We start from the raw sequence: 17,207 nt of genomic DNA, 5'->3' as shown, positions 1-17,207 counted from the left end.
CGTGAGCCGCAACGCGCCGATCGCGATCCCCGCCGATGTCCGCAGCCGCCTCAAGGCGCTGCGGCTGCTGCCACGCCGTGCGCGCGGCGCGCACGGGATCGGCCAGCATGCCAGCCGCAGCCGCGGCGCCGGGCTGGAGTTCGCGCAGTACCGTGCCTACGAACCCGGTGATGAGCTGCGCCAGATCGACTGGAAGCTCTACGCGCGCTCGGACCGGTTCTTCGTGCGCGAATCCGAACGCGAAAGTCCGATCACGGCCTGGGTGCTGATCGATGCGACCGCCTCGGCGGGCCAGCGTGATCGCGCGCGACCGGACTGGTCGCGGCTGGACCATGCCTGCGCGATCGCCGCCTGCCTGGTGGAACTGGCCCTGCAGCAGGCCGACCGCTTCGGCGTGATCGCCATCAGCGGCGAGGGCGTGCAACTGGTTCCCGCCGGGCACGGCCCGCGCCAGCGCGACCGCGTGCACCTGCTGCTGCGCCAGCTGCAGGCCAGTGGCACGTGGCCGCCGGCCACTTCGCTGGCCCCGGTCTGGGAGCGGGTGCAGGCCGGCGACCTGCTGGTCGCACTGGGCGACGGTTTTGACGAGGGCGGCATCGTGCTGCTGGAACGGCTGGCCGCCGCCCGCCGCGAGGTGCTGCACCTGCAGCTATTGACGGCCGAAGAGCGCGATTTCCCGTTCACCGACGGCCACCGTTTCCGCGATCCGGAAACCGGCGACGAGCTGCTGGGCGACGGCCGTGCGATCCGTGCCGAATACCTGGCCCGTTTCGATGCCGCCCAGCGCGCGTTGCAGGCGCGACTGCAGAGCAGCGGCATCGTGCATGCGACCGGCTATCTCGACCAGCCGCTGGACCAGCCGCTGCGTGCGCTGCTGGGTGCCGGAGGCGGCGCGTGAGCCTGCTGTTTCCCCTCGGGCTGCTGGCACTGGCGGCCTGGCTGGTGCCGCTGCTGATCCACCTGGCACGTCGCCACCAGTACGCGCCACTCGACTTCGCCGCGCTGCGCTGGCTGCAGGCCCGGATCCGGCCGCGTCAGAAAATCCGCTTCGATGCGTGGCCGCTGCTGCTGGTGCGGCTGCTGTTGCTTGCCGCGCTGGCCTTGCTGCTGGCGCGGCCGGTGCTGCACGGTGGCGGCGCCGATACCCACGCGGTCACGGTCGTCGCCCCTGGTCTCGACGGCGCGGCGCTGCGTGGCCAGGACGCCAAAGGCGACTGGCGATGGCTGGCGCCTGGCTTCCCTGCGCTGGCCGACGGCGCCCCGGCGTCCCATCAACCACTGGCCAGCCTGCTGCGCGAGCTGGACCAGACACTGCCTGCCGGCGCACCGCTGACGGTGTACGTGCCCGACCCGATGCCCGGACTGGATGGCGAGCGTCCACGCCTGTCGCGTGCCGTGAACTGGCGGCCGATCCTCATGGCGCCGGCCAGCGCGCGCACGGCGACACTGCCTGTGCTGCAGGTCGGTGGCGATATCGCAGAAGGCGAGCAGCGCGTGCTGGCCGCGCTGCAGCGCGCCTGGTCCAACCAGGCGCTGTCGCCTGCCCGCGGTGCTGATACCGCCCCCGATGCCGGGCAGACCGGCGTGTGGCTCGCTGCTACGCCGCTGCCTGCCGCCTGGCAGACGTGGGTGCAACAGGGCGGCAGTGTGCTGGTCGCGAACGGTGCTGCGGGGGCCGGCTGGATGCCCGTCCTGCGCGATGCAGAGGGTGCAGTGGTGCTGGAACAACGGCAGGAAGGCAGCGGTCGTCTGCTGCGCTTCAGCGCAGCGCTGTCACCGACGGCGCTGCCGGCGTTGCGCGATCCCGGCTTCCCCCGCCAATTGCTGGCGGTCATCGCGGCACCGGCCGCACCCACCCTCGCACCTGCGGCCACACAGGCACCGTTGCGTGGCGCTGCCGCACCGCTTCCCGCACCGCGTGAGCTGAGCCCCTGGCTGCTCGCGCTGATCGTGCTGCTGTTCGCGCTGGAACGGGCGATGGCGACCTCGCCGCGCCGCGGAGCAGGCGCATGAACGCTGCCATCCAGCACGCCTGGCAGCGCGCGCGTCGGCGCCAGTGGTGGATCATCACCCTGCTCGCGGTGCCGGTCGCGTTGGCGATCAGCGCGGTGGCGTGGCGGCTGGCCGGCTTCAACGCGGCGACGGTGGTCCTGCTGTTGACGTTGCAGATCAGCGTCGGCGTGGCAACCTGGCGCGCACGTCGTCTGGATCGCCAATGGCTGGTCCGCCGGTTGGACGACCACCCGCTCGTGCAGGACAGTGCCGACCTGCTGTTTGCCATACCGGCGGCATTGAACCCGTTGCAGCAGCGGCAGCGCGCACATGTCGCCGCCGCCCTGCAGTCGCGCATGCCCGAACTGCGGCCGCGCTGGCCGGGCCGGTGGGTGCTGGCCTCGGTGATCACGTCGGTGGTGATGATCGCGCTTGCGCTGGGCTGGCCACGCGGCCAGAACGCGGCGCCCCTGTTCCCGGGCACGGCGGCACCGCCGGCCACACCTGCGCAACCACCACAGCTGCGTTCCGCGCGGCTGGAGATCACCGCCCCGGCCTACACCGGGCAGGCCGCGCGTGTGCAGAGCGCGCTGGACGGCAAGGTGCCGCAGGACAGCCGCCTGCACTGGTCACTGCGTTTCTCCGCGCAGCCGCAGACCGCGACCCTGCAGTTCCACGATGGCCAGCGCATCGCGCTGGCGCGTGACGGCGAACAATGGACCGCGCAGTGGACCGCCACGCGTCCGGCGCTGTATCGCGTGGTCACCGAGCCTGCCCTGCGCGACACCCGCCTGTACCGGCTCGATGTGGTGCCCGATCGCCCGCCTGTGGTGCGCGTGATCGCGCCCGACCGCAGTCTCGTGCTGGGTACGCCCGGCCAACGTCAGTGGCCGCTGCAGTTCGAGGCTACCGACGACTATGGTGTGGTCGCCACCGCGCAGTTGAAGGTCACGTTGGCCCAGGGCAGCGGCGAGAACATCACCTTCCGCGAGCAGACGTTCAGCCTGACCGGCACCGGGCCGGCGACGCAGCGGCGTTTCGCGCGCACGCTGGACCTGGCCGCGCTGGGCGCCACCGAAGGCAACGACGTGATCGCGCAGCTGACCGTACGTGATACCCACACACCCACTGCGCAGAGCGCCCAGAGCAGCAGCGTGATCCTGCGCCTGCCCAGCGCCGCGGAGATCCAGGGCACCGACATGGAGGGCATGGTCAAGAAGACCCTGCCAGCGTATTTCCGCAGCCAGCGCCAGATCATCATCGACGCCGAAGCCCTGATCAAACAGCGCCGCCAGCTGCCGGCAGAGGAATTCGTGAAGCGTTCCGATGCGATCGGCGTGGACCAGCGCATCCTGCGCCTGCGCTATGGCCAGTTCCTCGGCGAGGAAAGCGAAGGCGGGGCCAAGCCGCCGCCGACCAGCGATGCCCTGCCGACCAGTGACACACCAGCGGCCGCGCACGATGACGATCATGATCACGATGGTGAGCATGCCCAGGCGCAGGCCGGCCATGATGATCACGACCACGGCGCGCCGACCGACGGCAGCGCCCCGGTGTTCGGCAGCGCCACCGATGTGCTCTCCGAGTACGGTCATACCCACGATCACGCCGAGGCCGCGACCCTGCTCGATCCCAAGACGCGCGCCACGCTGAAGGCAGCACTGGACCAGATGTGGTCCTCGGAAGGCGAACTGCGCCAGGGCCAGCCCGAGCGTGCCCTGCCCTACGCTTACAAGGCGCTGGGCTTCATCAAGGAAGTGCAGCAGGCCGAGCGCATCTACCTGGCGCGGGTCGGCCCGGAACTGCCGCCGATCGACGAGAGCCGACGCATGAGCGGCGATCGCGCCGACCTGGCCAGCCGCACCTTGCCACTGCGTGCGCTGGAGGCACCCGACCAGGCCATCGTGCAGGTCTGGCAGCAGCTGGCCGATCCGGCCAGCGCCCCCGATCTGGACGCGCTGACCCAGTGGCTCCGACGCAATGAAGCACGCCTGCCGGACCCGCTGAGCCTGGCCGCCGCCATCGAAACACTGCGCATCACCCCCGGCTGCGCCGACTGCCATCAGGCCCTGCGCGCGCAGCTGTGGCGTGCCCTGCTGCGCCCGCTGCCGCAGGTAGCCCGGCGCAGCGCACCCGATGCCATGGGTCAGCGCTACCTGGATGCACTGGAGGCGACACCGTGAGCGACCCGCGCTGGATCCTGTTCGCGCTGCTCGCCGTGCTGCTGCTGAGCAGCGCGCGTCTGTGCTGGCAGCAGTGGCGTGGACCGGCGCGGGCAAGCGGCGTGTTCGCCACCCTGCTGGTGTTGCAGGCCGTGGTGACCGTGCTGCTCTACCTGACCCTGGTGCCACCGATGCAGCGCGTGGCCGGTGGCCAGCTGACCGTGCTGACGGGCGCGGCCGATCAGGTGCGCTGGTCGGCGGCGCCGGGCGAGACCGTGGTCGCGCTGCCGGAAGCGACGAAGGTGGCAGACGCCCTCGCAGCACCCGACCTGGCCACCGTGTTGCGCCAGCATCCGGGTCCCACCTCCCTTCGGCTGATCGGCGATGGCCTGTCGGCCCGCGATCGCGATGCCGCGCTGCCCCGTGGCGTACGTATCGAATTGCCCAGCGCACCACAGGGCTGGATCGCACTGCAGCCGCCGCCGGTCACTGCGCCCGGTGCGGTGTTCACCGTCAGCGCGCGCGCGCAGGGCGTGTCGAAGGCACGCGCCGAGCTGGTGGATCCTGCCGGTGTGGTCATCGACAGGTCTACGCCAGATGCCGAAGGGAAGATGCAACTCAGCGGTGTGGCCCGCGTCGCCGGACAGAGCGTGTTCGGCCTGCGTCTGATCGACGCCGAACAGCATGTGGTCGATACGCTTGCCGTTCCCGTGGACACCGCGGCCGCGGCGACGCCCCGCCTGTTGCTGCTGGCCGGTGCGCCCGGCCCGGAGCTCAAATACCTGCGCCGCTGGGCCACCGATGCCGGGCTGCGGGTGCAGGCGCAGGCCAACGCCGGCGGTGGGGTATCACTCGGCGATGCACCGATCGCGCTTACCGCTGCCACCTTGGCTGAGACCGATGTCGTGGTACTGGATGAGCGCAGCTTGGGCGGGCTGTCGGGCGCGCAACGCAGCGCGCTGCAGCAGGCGATCCGCGGCGGGCTGGGCGTGCTCGTCCGCACCAGTGGCCCGCTCGGCGATGGCGCCCGCCAGACGCTGCGCAGCTGGGGTCTGTCCGTCACCGGCGGCAACCAGGCCGCGCCCCTGTCACTGACGGCCGATGCCGACGCGGCGTTGCTGCAGGCACGTCGTGGCCCACAACGAACCGCATCGGACACCACCGCCTACATCGAGGACGCCGACACGGCCTCGCACCAGGCTGCGCTGCCGGTGTTGGAGCAGCTGGGCCTCAAGGCCAACGATGCGACCGCCCTGCTGCGCGATGACAAGGGCGCTGCCGTCGGCGGTTATCGCGCGCTCGGACGCGGCCGCGTTGCGCTCCTGCCCGTCACCGACAGCTATCGCCTGTTGCTGGCCGGCCGCGACGATCGCCACGCCGAGTTGTGGAGCAGCGTGCTGGCCAGCGTGGCGCGCCCGCTTCCTGCTGCGGATAGGCCACGCATCGGCACCCACACGCCGTGGGCCGGCGAGCGCATGGCGCTGTGCCAGCTGCAGGCGACTGCACAGGTGCGTGCACCGGATGGCGCGGTGCTCCCCCTGCGGCTTGATCCGGCGAGCGGTGCCGAGCGCTGCGCCGGCTACTGGCCGAACCAGCCGGGCTGGCATCAGCTGCAGCAGGGCGAAGACCGCCGCGCGTTCTACGTTTTCGATCCGGCCAGCGCGCGACCGCTGTATCGGCAGCAGCTGCGCGACGCGACGGCCCAACGCCTGGCCACCGGCGCCGCCGCAGCATCGGCTGGCGTGGTCGAGACGCCGGGCGCACGGTGGCCGTGGCTGCTCGCCTTCGTGCTGGCGGCCGGGCTGCTGTGGTGGCTGGAGCGGCGGCGGGTGGCAGCCCCTGCACGGTGATACGCCAAGGGTGTCAGTAATGCCTGCTGAGCTCAGTCAACGTCCATCATCCTCTCCAGTGAATGCAACCGCTGCAGTCGCTGCCGGTGCCGGCGGCATACCACCCAGGCTGCGACCGCAAACACCCCTACGACGACGGCATTGACCACGATGTTCAAGGCCCATGCCGCAGGGGGTGCAACCTGCACCATCGGCATCCGCCCCTGCGCCGTGAACAATGCCCAGAGCGTCATCGCCGTCCACAGCGCCACACTCACCCATGTCGACACGCGCCAGATACGGAGCGCCGTGCGTGAGCGCTCAGCTTCGAACGCCATCAGCGCGCGTGCATCGAGTGCCTTCGCGTACCACTGGCGTCGGCGTTGCCACAGCGTCCAGCCCGTCATGGCGATGATCAGCCCGATCAGGAACCACACCAGTCCGGCGGGCACAGGCAGTCGCTCACCCAGTGACAATGCCCGGACGCAGTTGGCAAGCGACAGTACTGCCAGGACCACCTCAACACTCCAGACCATGCGCAGGCGGCGGCTCCGGCGATGCACCTCGCGCTGAAGTACCTGCACATCGGGCACTCCGCTGGGCTGGGCCTGCCAGCGCATCGCAAGTGCATCCCACCCCGTGTTCTCGTCGTCGATCGCGGTCATCGCGAAGCTCCCATCAGATCTCGCAGCATTCGCCTGGCGCGGCTCAACCGCTGCGCGACCGCATTCTCTTCCAGCCCCAGCGCTTCGGAAATCTCGCGGTGGGCGAATCCCTCCAACGCGAGGGACACGACCTGCCGGTAGCCGAGTGGCAGACTGAGAACGGCAGTCAGCAGGCCATCGCGCTGCTGTTGTGCTTCGGCATGGCGCAGCGGATCGGCATGCGGATCGGGCCAGGTCTCATCCAGATCACTGGCAGACAGGCGCTGCTCCTTGGCGAATACATCGACGCAGCGGTTGTGGGCAACACGTGCGACGAAGGCACGCAACGAGCCGTCGCCCCGCCAGCGCGGGAGCGCCTGCCATACCGCGATGCTGACTTCCTGGAGGAGATCATCGCGGCGGGCGATATCGCGCGTGTAGCTGTGGGCCAGTCGGCTCAGCATCGGCCAGTGCTCACGAAGGATGGACTGCAGGTCAGCGGCGGTCGGCAGCGGCAAGGCGGCGGCTCAGTCAGCGGCAACGGAATCAAATGCATCGCGGTAGGCCCAGTAGCCCACATACCCCAGCTGCAGCAACGGCAACAGCAACCACGGCTGGAACACCACGCTGCCAACCAGCAGCATCGATAGCGCAAGGTACACCGCAAGCGGCCGCCAGCCCACGCCAAGCAGCCGGAGGTTCTCGTGCAATGCCTCCACCACTCCTGCATGCTCCAGCACCACCCGCGGCGCGGTGAAGAACAGCAGCATGCCCGGCAGCGTCCCCGCCGCGAAGACGGTGGCCAGCTGCAGGCGGGTCAGCTGGGTGACCACCGCCGGATCCCCCGTCGCCACGCCGAGCGCCACCGACGGCCCGACCCACATCCACAGCAGCGCGATCTGGAAGGCGAACACACTCGCTGACAACACGGCCAACTGCAGCAGACGGCCGCGCAGCCGGAACGTCCGGGCCATGCCTTGCCTTATGGCGAAGCGGCCATTGCGCACACGCTGGTCCAGGACGATCAGGCACCACACCGATGCGACCGGCACCACGAACTTGGACAGCACCACGCCGGCCACCGGAATGGACACCTGCAGGACGAGTTCGAGCGCCATCGGCACCAGGGACAGCCCGAACCAGCGTATCGGCGCCTGCCGGTACATGCGCCAGGCTGCGGCCCACCAGTGCCACATGCGACGGGCGGGCCAGGCGCTTGCGTGAGGTGACGGCAGAACGGTGTCAGGGGTAAGCATGCGGCTCTCCATGTGGGCGTGCGTCCTTTAGAAGACCGTCAGTGCGTGGAAAACCTGACAGATGGTCTGGATCACCAGGCCCAGAGGTCAGTCGTGATGCTTCCGGCTGGCATGCGCCGCACACTGCTGGCGGCACCCACGTCATTCTCCCGTACGACGTCATGGTGCATTTCAGCGACTGCAACCGCGCGGAGGTGATGCTCGGCAGAAGCGCGTTCCCGTGGTGCCATGAACTACAACTTCTTGCATGGTGAGCGCGCCGGCAAACTGCCAACCTGCCTGGTTTTCCACACGCTGACATGAGCATGACGAATGCACCTGCCATGGTGAAGATCGACTCGATGGGGACATCGGCCTGGTACACCGTCCCCCTTGAGGCAGCCCGCTTGCGATGAAGATCATGGCATTCGGCGTGCTCGTCCTCCTGTTTCTGGCGCCGGTCATACAGTGGCAACGACGGCGTGACGCCCGTCATTTCTTCGAACGGTTATGCGAGCAGGCACCCCTGCGTGTGCTGTCGGTCAAAGAGCGCGCCGCCCTGGCGCCGCTCCATGCCTGCCTTGACCTCACCGTGGATGCCGAGGTGCGCGCACTGAGCGGCCCCCATACCCGCGAAGTGTTGCGCAACCGGGGTATCTCATTCGTGCGGGAGAGCGTGGGCGGCGTGGACGTACTGCTGCCCTTTGATGCGGCGGACCACCTGGCCGAGCAGAACACCGCAGAGGTCGTTCTGGGGCCGGGCTATGCGATCGTGGTGCGGCTCAATGCATTCGATATCACCACAGCAGGGTCACGCGCGCTACGGACGCCCGCACGACACGTGGGCGAGCGCATGGAGCATCCGGAGGAACGCCGGCTCCGTCGCCGCCCCGGTACGCCGTGGGCGGCTGCCGGGTTGGCCCTGCTGGCCAATGCCTGCGGCGTGGCCCTGCTCTGGGACAACGGCCCGTGGGCCTGGGGCGTGCTGGGTGCAGGACTGGCCTTGATGCTGTTGTCGGCCGGCTTCTATCTGCGTCGGCAGGTTGGTCCGGCTGCCCTTCAGCCAATCGACCGGGTGCATGGTCGCCTGAACCGCTTGCAGCTTCTGCGCCCCGGCGATCCTGCGGGCACCGGATGTCACGTGTTGATCGGCAACGACCAGCGGATTCGCCCCTGCCACGACTGGAACGAATCGAAGGGACTGCAGGCGGGTCACCCAATCGAAGCCGAGATATACCGGCACAGCCGGCGCGTACTGTCCCTGGGTCCGGGCTGGTCGATGCTGGATGAGCATCGTCGATATCCACCAGTGCCGCTGGCGCGGCATGCCCTGATGCTCGCGGTAGCGCTGGTGTCGCTGTGCCTTGCGCTGAGTGCCAGCGATGGCCCCACCTACGAAGTGCAGCGCGCGATGCGATTGTTCTCGGCGCACCAGCTCCGTACCGATGCTGACCCCGGCAGCCTGCTGCAACGCCCTCCCGCCATCGGCGATGGTGTGCACCTGCGCGTGCGCGCAACGTGCGAGTTGGTGCCTCAGCAACGGCACGGCCATACCGTGGCCACCGCCGACTGCGACCGGGTCCGCTGGGGAGTGCCCCAGGTGCCGATGGCTGAACTGGAGATCGCAGAACCGATCCTGAGATTGGGGTCCTACGATACGCAGCTGCGTACGCAGTACGCCGGGACCACCGATCTGTTGGCACCCTTTCGCCAGGTAACCGGACTGGGCGACCTGCTGGAGCGCGTCGATGCCGCGTGCGTGCAGGGCCTGGATGCCTGCGGCGACCTTCAGTCAAGGTTGCTGCGTCTGCTGTCCTGGCAGAGCGATCAGACCGCGCATGGCGACCAGGATTGGGCCTCGCTCATGCGCGCCGCCCACCTCGCCAGCGATCAGGCGGGTCAGGAGGGCCTGACGTTTCCCAGCCACGTGATCAGAAAGATCAACACTGCGGTCGAGCAGGCGGCCGATGCGCATGTGCTGTCGCGGTGGGCGGCGCAGACGCCTGCGCTGCTCGCACAGCAGCAGGGCGGCGTGGTCCTGGTGACGGCTTCGCCGGCTGAGTTCCACTCTGTCGGCGACGCCTGGCTCGGCACGGCGCATGACCAGTGGAAGCGCATGCGCGCCACCGCGACCATCGCTCGACCGGTCACCGTCTCTGGCACGGTCACTGCGCGTATCCACGATGGGCGCACCCAGTGGCTGGAGATCGATCCGACCGAGCCCTCCGATGCAGCCATCGCCGGGCTGGGCCGTTGCGCATGGCTGCTGGCAGCGCTGCTGCTGATGCTGTTCCACGCGGTACAGTGCGTGCGCTACGTGCCACGGGCCATCGCACGCCGCAGCGCGCTGGACGCGGACATCCTCCAGCGGCCAGCGCCGATGCACCGCTGGTCGCCCTGACCGATCAGGGCTCCGGCAGCACCGGGCACCCACCCTGCTGCGCACACACCTCCTGCGCGCGACGCTGCTCTTCGTCGGTCAGCTCCGGCGGTGGGCGGGCGCTCGCGGACTGGATCTGGTCGGGTCCGCCGGTAAGTTTGTTCACGCCCTGCGCAGCGGCGGCCAGCCCCTTGTTGATGCCCATCATCAGATAGCCACCGCTCATGCTGACCTGCTCCGGCGAGGGTGGTTCGCTCCAGGTGCGGCTGAAGCGGTTGGGCTGCACCTGTACCGGATTCTTGAAGCGGTACAGGTCCAGCGGTTCGTCGTCGGGCTTGAGGGCGCGCACCTCGCCCAGCGTGGTGACATCCCCCTGCGTTGTCGGGGGCGGCGGCTCCACGGGTTCGGGTGGCGCCACCTGCTGTGCCTGCGCGGCGGCGGCCAGCAGCAGGCTGGCCAGCAGAACTGCACCTTGGTGTCCACGTAATGCCACTGCGGCGCCATCCTTGTGTGTGCGGGCTCCCTCAAGCATACGGACGCCGCCTTCAGATTTCGTTGCTGGCAGCTGTCCAGATAGCGCGGGCGGGCACTGAACCATTCACCGGCCTGCATCGCGATGTCTCAGACATTGAGACGCGGTCATGTTTCCATAGCGTCCTTTGCAGACCGTTGTGACCATGGCTTACGAACTCGCCAAGCGCACCGAGGACGCCGAGCGCAACCTCGCCACCACCGATGGGCTGCCCTCGCGCGATGGTGCGCTGCTGACTGCGCGCCTGCAGCGCCGCTATAACGACCGCATCACCGGCAGCTTTACGATTCCCGCCCGCGAGGGCCAGTACGCGCCGATCCCGGCCGATGTGCCCGATGCCCTGGTCAACGCGCTGAAAGCACGCGGCATCGAGCAGCTGTACAGCCACCAGGCGCAGGCCTGGGAGGCCAGCCAGCGGGGCGAGCACGTGGCCATCGTGACCCCGACCGCCAGCGGGAAATCGCTGTGCTACACCCTGCCGGTGGTCAGCGCCGCCATGCAGGGCAAGGCCAAGGCGCTGTACCTGTTCCCGACCAAGGCGCTGGCCCAGGACCAGGTGGCCGAGCTGCTGGAGCTCAACCGCGCCGGCGACCTGGGCGTGAAAGCCTTCACCTTCGATGGCGACACGCCGGGCGATGCACGCCAGGCGATCCGCCTGCACGGCGACATCGTGGTCTCCAACCCGGACATGCTGCATCAGGCGATCCTGCCGCATCACACCAAGTGGGCACAGTTCTTCGAGAACCTGCGCTACGTGGTGATCGATGAGGTGCACACCTACCGCGGGGTGTTCGGCAGCCACGTCACCAACGTGCTGCGCCGGCTCAAGCGGATCTGCGCGTTCTACGGCGTGGAGCCGCAGTTCATTCTGTGCTCGGCCACCATCGGCAACCCGCAGGCGCATGCCGAGGCGCTGATCGAAGCGCCGGTCACCGCGATCACCGAATCCGGCGCGCCGACCGGGCCCAAGCATGTGCTGCTGTGGAACCCGCCGGTGGTCAATGCCGATCTCGGCCTGCGGGCCTCGGCGCGCTCGCAGAGCAACCGCATCGCCCGCATCGCGATCAAGTCCGGCCTGAAGACCCTGATCTTCGCGCAGAGCCGGTTGATGGTTGAAGTGCTCACCAAGTACCTCAAGGACATCTTCGACCACGACCCGCGCAAGCCGGCCCGTATCCGCGCCTACCGGGGCGGCTACCTCCCCACCGAACGGCGCGAGACCGAGCGGGCGATGCGCGCCGGGCAGATCGACGGCATCGTCAGCACCTCGGCGCTTGAGCTGGGCGTGGATATCGGCAGCCTGGACGTGGTCATCCTCAATGGCTATCCGGGCAGCGTCGCCGCGACCTGGCAGCGTTTCGGCCGCGCCGGCCGGCGCCAGCAGCCCGCACTGGGCGTGATGGTGGCCAGCTCGCAGCCGCTGGACCAATACGTTGTGCGGCATCCGGACTTCTTCGCCGACGCCTCGCCCGAGCATGCGCGCACCGCGCCGGACCAGCCGCTGATCCTGTTCGATCACATCCGCTGCGCCGCCTTCGAGCTGCCGTTCCTGGCCGGCGATCCGTTCGGCCCGATCGATCCGCTGGTGTTCCTGGAAGCCTTGGCCGAAACCGAGGTGGTGCATCGCGAAGGCGACCGCTGGGAGTGGATCGCCGACAGCTACCCGGCCAACGCGGTCAGCCTGCGCTCGGTCGCCGACGGCAACTTCGTGGTGGTGGACCGCAGCGACGGCAAGCAGCAGATCATCGCCGAGGTGGATTACTCCGCCGCCGCGCTGACGCTGTATGAAGGCGCCATCCACATGGTGCAGTCCACCCCCTACCAGGTGGAGCGGCTGGATTGGGAAGGCCGCAAGGCCTACGTCACCCGTACCCACGTGGACTACTACACCGACAGCATCGACTTCACCAAGCTCAAGGTGCTGGACCGCTTCGATGGCTGCATCGCCGGGCGTGGCGATTCGCACCACGGCGAAGTGCACGTGGTGCGCCGCGTGGCCGGCTACAAGAAGATCCGCTATTACACCCACGAGAACATCGGCTACGGCCCGGTCAATCTGCCCGACCAGGAGCTGCACACCACCGCGGTGTGGTGGCAGTTGCCGCAGGCGCTGCTGCTGACCGCGTTCGACAGCAAGCAGGAAGCGCTGGATGGCTTCCTCGGCGCGGCCTACGCGCTGCACATCGTCGCCACGGTGGCGGTGATGGCCGATGCTCGCGATCTGCAGAAGGCGGTCGGCAATGGCGATGGCGCGTGGTTCGCGGTGGCCGACCAGAGCGGACGCGGGCAGCTGCGCGGCGCCGAGTTCGATGCCAGCGCGATCGAGCTGCAGCAGCAGTTCGTGCCGACGGTGTATCTGTACGACAACTTCCCTGGCGGTGTGGGCCTGAGCGAACCGCTCTGGGTGCGCCAGGCCGAGCTGCTGCTGCGCGCGCGCGAGCTGGTGCAGGGCTGCGACTGCAAGGCCGGCTGCCCGGCCTGCGTGGGCCCGGTGCTGGCCGGCCAGGAGGACGATGCCACCACGCCCAAGGCGCTGGCGTTGAAGGTGCTGGATCTGTTCGACAGCGCCGCGCTGCCGTCTGCTGAAGAGCAGGAGCGCCTTAGCGCCGAGGTGGTGACCCCGTGAGCCTGAGCCTGGACAAGCTGCGCCTGCTGCGTCGGCAGGCCGGTGATGCGACAGCGGCGCCTGCCTCTGGTCCGGCCATCGCCGCTGGGCGCGGATCCGCTGCCGATGACACGGGCGCTCCCGGCGACACGGGCAGCACCCCGCTTCCGCCCGCCGCCAACGATGCGCGTGCGCGTACGCCCGCACCGGCCTCCGTCTTCGGCTGGGTCGAGCAGGAGATCCGCCACAAGCCAACCGGTGCGGCCGCACGCGAGACCGCACCGGCGGTTCCCGCTGTTCCTGCTCCCGCGCCGGCGCTGCGCAAGCCCGAGATTGGTGGCCTGCGCCGTCTGCTCGGCCTGCGCGGCCGCGGCATCAGCACGGCCCCCCCGCGCGAGAACGCCAAGGACCGCCATGTGCCGGGTGAGGAGATCGCGCCGGGCCTGTTCCTGATCGAATCGTTCGTTATCCAAGCCATTCCGACCGAACCGTTGTCGCTGGCCTTCGCCAAGCGCGAGGGTGAACAGGTGCAGCCGCAGGACCTGCTGTTCTTCGATACCGAAACCACCGGCCTGGCCGGCGGCACCGGCACCCGCGCCTTCATGATCGGTGCCGCGGACTGGCACACGCATCCCGAACATGGCGACGGCCTGCGCATCCGCCAGTTGCTGATGACCACGATGGCCGCGGAAACCGCGATGCTGCGCGAGTTCGCCGGCTGGCTGCAGCCGAGCACGGTGTTTTCCAGTTACAACGGGCGCTGCTACGACGCCCCGCTGCTCAAGACGCGCTATCGGCTGGCCCGGCAGCGCTGCCCGATCACGCCGCTGGATCACGTCGATCTGTTGTTCCCGACACGCCGCCGCTATCGCGGCACCTGGGAAAACTGCCGGCTGGCCACGATCGAGCGGCAGCTGCTGCAGATCGTGCGCGAGGACGATCTGCCCGGCTCGGAAGCGCCGGCTGCGTGGCTGAACTACCTGCGCGGCGGCAGTGCGGTGAACCTGCGCCGGGTAGCCGAGCACAACCACCAGGACGTGGTGACCCTGGCGCTGCTGATGCGGCGGCTGGTGGCCGAAGAACAGCGCGACCGGGAGACGTTGGCGCTGCAGGCCATTGACGCGGTGTAAAGGCCGGCCCACGGACACTGCGGGTACTTACCGTTGGAGGACCACCACATGCGTCTGAACCTTCTGTTCGCCCTGGGCTGTGCCCTGCCGCTGGCCGCCTGCAGCCCTCCGGCCAAGACCGCCGCGACGCCGCCGGACAGCCCGACCTCGACCGCCCCGCCTGCGGTAGCCGGCAGCGCCTCCCAATGCGACCCGGAAAAGCTCACCGGCCTGACCGGGCAGACTGCCACCGAGGCGGTGATCCAGAAGGCGGTGAAGGACAGCGGTGCCCGCAATGCCCGCGTGCTCAAGCCGGGCATGGCGATGACCATGGATTTCCGCGAAGACCGGCTCAGCATCGAAGTGGACGAACAGAACAGGATCGTGCGGGCCAACTGCGGCTAATCGGTTGAAGCCGGCGGCCTGGCACGCAGGCCGCCGTGGCGAACGGGGCGATCAGTTGCGCACGCGCTCCGCTTTGCCGCTGGCCAGTGCCTGATCGATCGCGGTGCGCACGTCGCGCACCGCACGCGCCGAGGCCACACTCTGCTGCTGTGCCAGGCGCGCCTGTTCCTTGCCCAGTTCGGCCTGCTCACGCGCCACCAGCGCGATCTGGCGGGCGTCCACCGCCCTGGCTGAGGCGGTACGTGCTTCGCGTGCGGCCTGGCTGGCAGCCGACGCCGCTGCACGTGACTGGCGAGCCCCTTGGCGGGCCGCCCGGTCAGCTTCGACAGCGGCATCCAGACCGGCATCGCGGATCGCGCTGTTGACCACCGCGCTGACATCCACCGAGGCCATTGCATCGGCCGTGATCTGCAACGATGCCGCCGCGATCTGTTGACCAATCGCCGCTTGGCGGTTGCCCAGCTCGGCCTGCGCCGTTCCCAGCGCGGCCACTTCCGTCTGGGTGTGTCCCAGCGCTTTGAGCACCGCCGGATCGCGGATCAGATAGCGGTCCTGGCCGCGGCGCACCCACAGCGCCGGTTGATCGTTGCCGGCATCGCGTCGTGCCTGCTTGAGATCAGCGACGGAGGCATCGACGAAATTGCTCTCGCCGCCAATCAACACGAAGGCCTGCGCGGGTTGACGCGTGATGTTGAGTTTACCGTGGGTCACGAAGCTCACGTCGTCAGCCAGGGCCTCGGGCGGCGCCGGTGCGCGCGGTGCAGCAGGGGCCTGCGGGGGCTGCGGGGCGGATACCGGCGGTGGCGCCGGCGGCGGTTCGGGTGCCGGGGCCGGTGGCGCGGGCGGGGTGGGCGCGGTCGGCGCGACCGGTGCCTGGGGTGCGGCCGGCGGCGGCGGTGCAGCCACCAGACGCAACGGTGCAATACCGATCACCACGAACAGCGCGGTGATTGCCAGCGAGGCCACGCGCGGGACGCTGCGGGTCTGCTGCAGCGTCCGCAGCCGGCGCTTGAGACTGCGCAGGTTCGGCGAGGCGCTGGCCACGCCGACGGCGGGACGGGGCGCCACACCCAGCTGCACCAGCAGGCGACCGTAGTCATGGCGGCAGTGATCATGCCCGGCCACCACCGCCCCATCGCAGGCTTCTTCGCGAGCCAGCGCATATTCGCGGGCCGCCACGTGGACCAGCGGATGGAAGAAGAACAGATGCTGCGACAACGCTGGCAGCAACCCCCACCACAGGTCACGGCGCTGCAGATGGATCAGTTCGTGGGTCAGCGCCATGTCCAGATCGTCCGCCGACATCGTCGGCAGCTCGCGGGCCGGCAGCAGCAGCACCGGCCGCCACGGGCCGATCAACTGCGGCGACCGGATCTGCGCGGAAAGCTTCAGCTGCGGTGAGCGCCGCAGGCCATGCGCTTCGGCGGCCAGTTGCAGCGCCTGCTGCAGGCCGGCGTCGGTGCACTCGGTGGCGCTGCGCACCAGCGCGCGGCTGGCGCGGTAGCCGCGCAGGCTGTGCATCAGCATCAGCAGCACACCGGCAGCCCACGCGGCCAGCAGCAGCAAGGGCCAAGAGGCTGTCATCGTCGCCGACTCGAGCGCCGTGGCGGCGTACGTGACCGGCGCGGCCTGCACGGCGGCGTCGAACGCGGGCAGCGCCATCGCCGGTGCCGTCACCGCCGCCGGGGCCGGCAACACCGCCAGTTCCAGCGGGCTGCTCCAGAGCAGGCCGAGCACGGCCTGCGCGGCCACCAGCCACCACAGCCGGCAACGGGTGGCGGACGGCAGCTGCGGCAGCAGCCGGCACACGCCCCAGACCAGCGCCACCAGCACCGCACTCTGTAGGCTGGTCCAGCCCAGCCGCATCAGCACTTCACTCATCATCATGTCCATGACTCAGCCCTCCCGCTTGCGTGACTGCAACTGTGCGACCAGCGCTTCCAGCTCGGCCAGTTCCTGATCGCTGACATCCACCTTGTGCGACATGAACGCCACGAACGGCGAGACCGAGCCCTGCAGCGTCTTCTCCACGAAGCTGGCCACGGCCCCCTGCACCACGCTGTCCTGGCCGCTGGTGGTGGCATAGCGGTAGACACCGTCCACCTGCTTGCGGCTCAGGTACGACTTGGCGCGCAGGCGCTCCATCATGGTCAGCACGGTCGAGCGTGCCAGCCCGCGCGGCTCCCCGAAGCCGGTGGCGACCTCCCCGACACTGGGGCGGTCCTGTTCCGCGATGTACTGCAGCAGGGCCAGTTCCTGGTCCCCGATCGTCTTGCCGCGCATGACGCTCTCCCTATGACTACACGTGTCGCTA

General features: G+C 69.3%; 14 protein-coding genes. 8 read left to right on the top strand and 6 right to left on the bottom strand.

All coding sequences use genetic code 11. From position 1 onward, the window contains the following. The first annotated feature begins 1 nt into the window (after position 1). Genes ABE472_RS02485 through ABE472_RS02470 form a run of 4 tightly spaced genes read left to right on the top strand, consistent with a single transcriptional unit; the run spans position 2 to position 6,004 of the window. Positions 2-898: a DUF58 domain-containing protein gene (locus ABE472_RS02485; RefSeq protein ID WP_346465349.1), complete on the top strand. Its 897-nt coding sequence runs from the start codon at positions 2-4 to the stop codon at positions 896-898. Then, positions 895-2,013, top strand: a complete 1,119-nt coding sequence (locus ABE472_RS02480; protein ID WP_346465347.1) for a BatA domain-containing protein — start codon at positions 895-897, stop codon at positions 2,011-2,013. The genes ABE472_RS02485 and ABE472_RS02480 overlap by 4 nt, the downstream gene beginning before the upstream one ends. After that, positions 2,010-4,175 carry a hypothetical protein gene (locus ABE472_RS02475; protein ID WP_346465345.1) on the top strand — a complete coding sequence of 722 codons (2,166 nt, stop codon included), beginning with the start codon at positions 2,010-2,012 and terminating at the stop codon, positions 4,173-4,175. Before ABE472_RS02480 ends, ABE472_RS02475 begins: the two co-directional genes overlap by 4 nt. Further along, entirely contained in the window at positions 4,172-6,004 is a 1,833-nt protein-coding gene (locus tag ABE472_RS02470; RefSeq protein WP_346465343.1) for a hypothetical protein, read from the top strand. Before ABE472_RS02475 ends, ABE472_RS02470 begins: the two co-directional genes overlap by 4 nt. 32 nt (positions 6,005-6,036) lie before the next feature. Here ABE472_RS02470 and ABE472_RS02465 read toward each other — a convergent pair whose 3' ends face one another. Genes ABE472_RS02465 through ABE472_RS02455 form a run of 3 tightly spaced genes read right to left on the bottom strand, consistent with a single transcriptional unit; the run spans position 6,037 to position 7,883 of the window. Further along, entirely contained in the window at positions 6,037-6,648 is a 612-nt protein-coding gene (locus tag ABE472_RS02465; protein ID WP_346465341.1) for a hypothetical protein, read from the bottom strand. After that, positions 6,645-7,145 carry a sigma-70 family RNA polymerase sigma factor gene (locus ABE472_RS02460; protein ID WP_313211196.1) on the bottom strand — a complete coding sequence of 167 codons (501 nt, stop codon included), beginning with the start codon at positions 7,143-7,145 and terminating at the stop codon, positions 6,645-6,647. The genes ABE472_RS02465 and ABE472_RS02460 overlap by 4 nt, the downstream gene beginning before the upstream one ends. 9 nt (positions 7,146-7,154) lie before the next feature. Continuing rightward, positions 7,155-7,883, bottom strand: coding sequence for a hypothetical protein (locus tag ABE472_RS02455; protein ID WP_346465339.1), 729 nt, complete (start codon positions 7,881-7,883; stop codon positions 7,155-7,157). 391 nt (positions 7,884-8,274) lie between these two features. Between ABE472_RS02455 and ABE472_RS02450 the strand changes: the two genes are divergently transcribed. Next, positions 8,275-10,263 carry an IgaA/UmoB family intracellular growth attenuator gene (locus tag ABE472_RS02450; protein WP_346465337.1) on the top strand — a complete coding sequence of 663 codons (1,989 nt, stop codon included), beginning with the start codon at positions 8,275-8,277 and terminating at the stop codon, positions 10,261-10,263. 4 nt (positions 10,264-10,267) lie between these two features. On the opposite strand, the gene ABE472_RS02445 is transcribed toward ABE472_RS02450, so the two are convergent. Next, a complete protein-coding gene (locus tag ABE472_RS02445; RefSeq protein WP_313219836.1) occupies positions 10,268-10,774 on the bottom strand; it encodes a hypothetical protein in 507 nt (168 codons plus the stop codon). A gap of 145 nt (positions 10,775-10,919) precedes the next feature. On the opposite strand from ABE472_RS02445, the gene ABE472_RS02440 reads away from it, so the two are divergent. The 3 genes from ABE472_RS02440 to ABE472_RS02430 are packed head-to-tail and all read left to right on the top strand — an operon-like array spanning position 10,920 to position 14,893. Further along, complete coding sequence (locus ABE472_RS02440) at positions 10,920-13,400, top strand: DEAD/DEAH box helicase (RefSeq protein ID WP_346465335.1); 2,481 nt, start codon at positions 10,920-10,922, stop codon at positions 13,398-13,400. Then, positions 13,397-14,509: a ribonuclease H-like domain-containing protein gene (locus tag ABE472_RS02435; protein WP_346465333.1), complete on the top strand. Its 1,113-nt coding sequence runs from the start codon at positions 13,397-13,399 to the stop codon at positions 14,507-14,509. Before ABE472_RS02440 ends, ABE472_RS02435 begins: the two co-directional genes overlap by 4 nt. 48 nt (positions 14,510-14,557) lie before the next feature. Beyond that, positions 14,558-14,893: an I78 family peptidase inhibitor gene (locus ABE472_RS02430; protein ID WP_313211190.1), complete on the top strand. Its 336-nt coding sequence runs from the start codon at positions 14,558-14,560 to the stop codon at positions 14,891-14,893. 51 nt (positions 14,894-14,944) lie between these two features. Here ABE472_RS02430 and ABE472_RS02425 read toward each other — a convergent pair whose 3' ends face one another. After that, positions 14,945-16,786, bottom strand: a complete 1,842-nt coding sequence (locus ABE472_RS02425) for a M56 family metallopeptidase (RefSeq protein ID WP_346465331.1) — start codon at positions 16,784-16,786, stop codon at positions 14,945-14,947. Between the two features lie 3 nt (positions 16,787-16,789). Beyond that, positions 16,790-17,176: a BlaI/MecI/CopY family transcriptional regulator gene (locus tag ABE472_RS02420; protein WP_019184134.1), complete on the bottom strand. Its 387-nt coding sequence runs from the start codon at positions 17,174-17,176 to the stop codon at positions 16,790-16,792. Positions 17,177-17,207: the final 31 nt, after the last annotated feature.

The sequence above is a fragment of the Stenotrophomonas sp. TWI809 genome, from assembly GCF_039673205.1.
Taxonomy (GTDB): domain Bacteria; phylum Pseudomonadota; class Gammaproteobacteria; order Xanthomonadales; family Xanthomonadaceae; genus Stenotrophomonas.
Note: the sequence above shows the minus strand (reverse complement) of the source record. Positions and strands in the feature narration are given on the sequence as shown.

Coding starts and splice junctions, on each gene's coding strand:
- ABE472_RS02475 (WP_346465345.1), top strand. CDS start 2,010: ATGAACGCTGCCATCCAGCACGCCTGGCAGCGCGCGCGTCGGCGCCAG.
- ABE472_RS02465 (WP_346465341.1), bottom strand. CDS start 6,648: ATGACCGCGATCGACGACGAGAACACGGGGTGGGATGCACTTGCGATG.
- ABE472_RS02455 (WP_346465339.1), bottom strand. CDS start 7,883: ATGCTTACCCCTGACACCGTTCTGCCGTCACCTCACGCAAGCGCCTGG.
- ABE472_RS02450 (WP_346465337.1), top strand. CDS start 8,275: ATGAAGATCATGGCATTCGGCGTGCTCGTCCTCCTGTTTCTGGCGCCG.
- ABE472_RS02445 (WP_313219836.1), bottom strand. CDS start 10,774: ATGCTTGAGGGAGCCCGCACACACAAGGATGGCGCCGCAGTGGCATTA.
- ABE472_RS02440 (WP_346465335.1), top strand. CDS start 10,920: ATGGCTTACGAACTCGCCAAGCGCACCGAGGACGCCGAGCGCAACCTC.
- ABE472_RS02430 (WP_313211190.1), top strand. CDS start 14,558: ATGCGTCTGAACCTTCTGTTCGCCCTGGGCTGTGCCCTGCCGCTGGCC.
- ABE472_RS02425 (WP_346465331.1), bottom strand. CDS start 16,786: ATGGACATGATGATGAGTGAAGTGCTGATGCGGCTGGGCTGGACCAGC.
- ABE472_RS02420 (WP_019184134.1), bottom strand. CDS start 17,176: ATGCGCGGCAAGACGATCGGGGACCAGGAACTGGCCCTGCTGCAGTAC.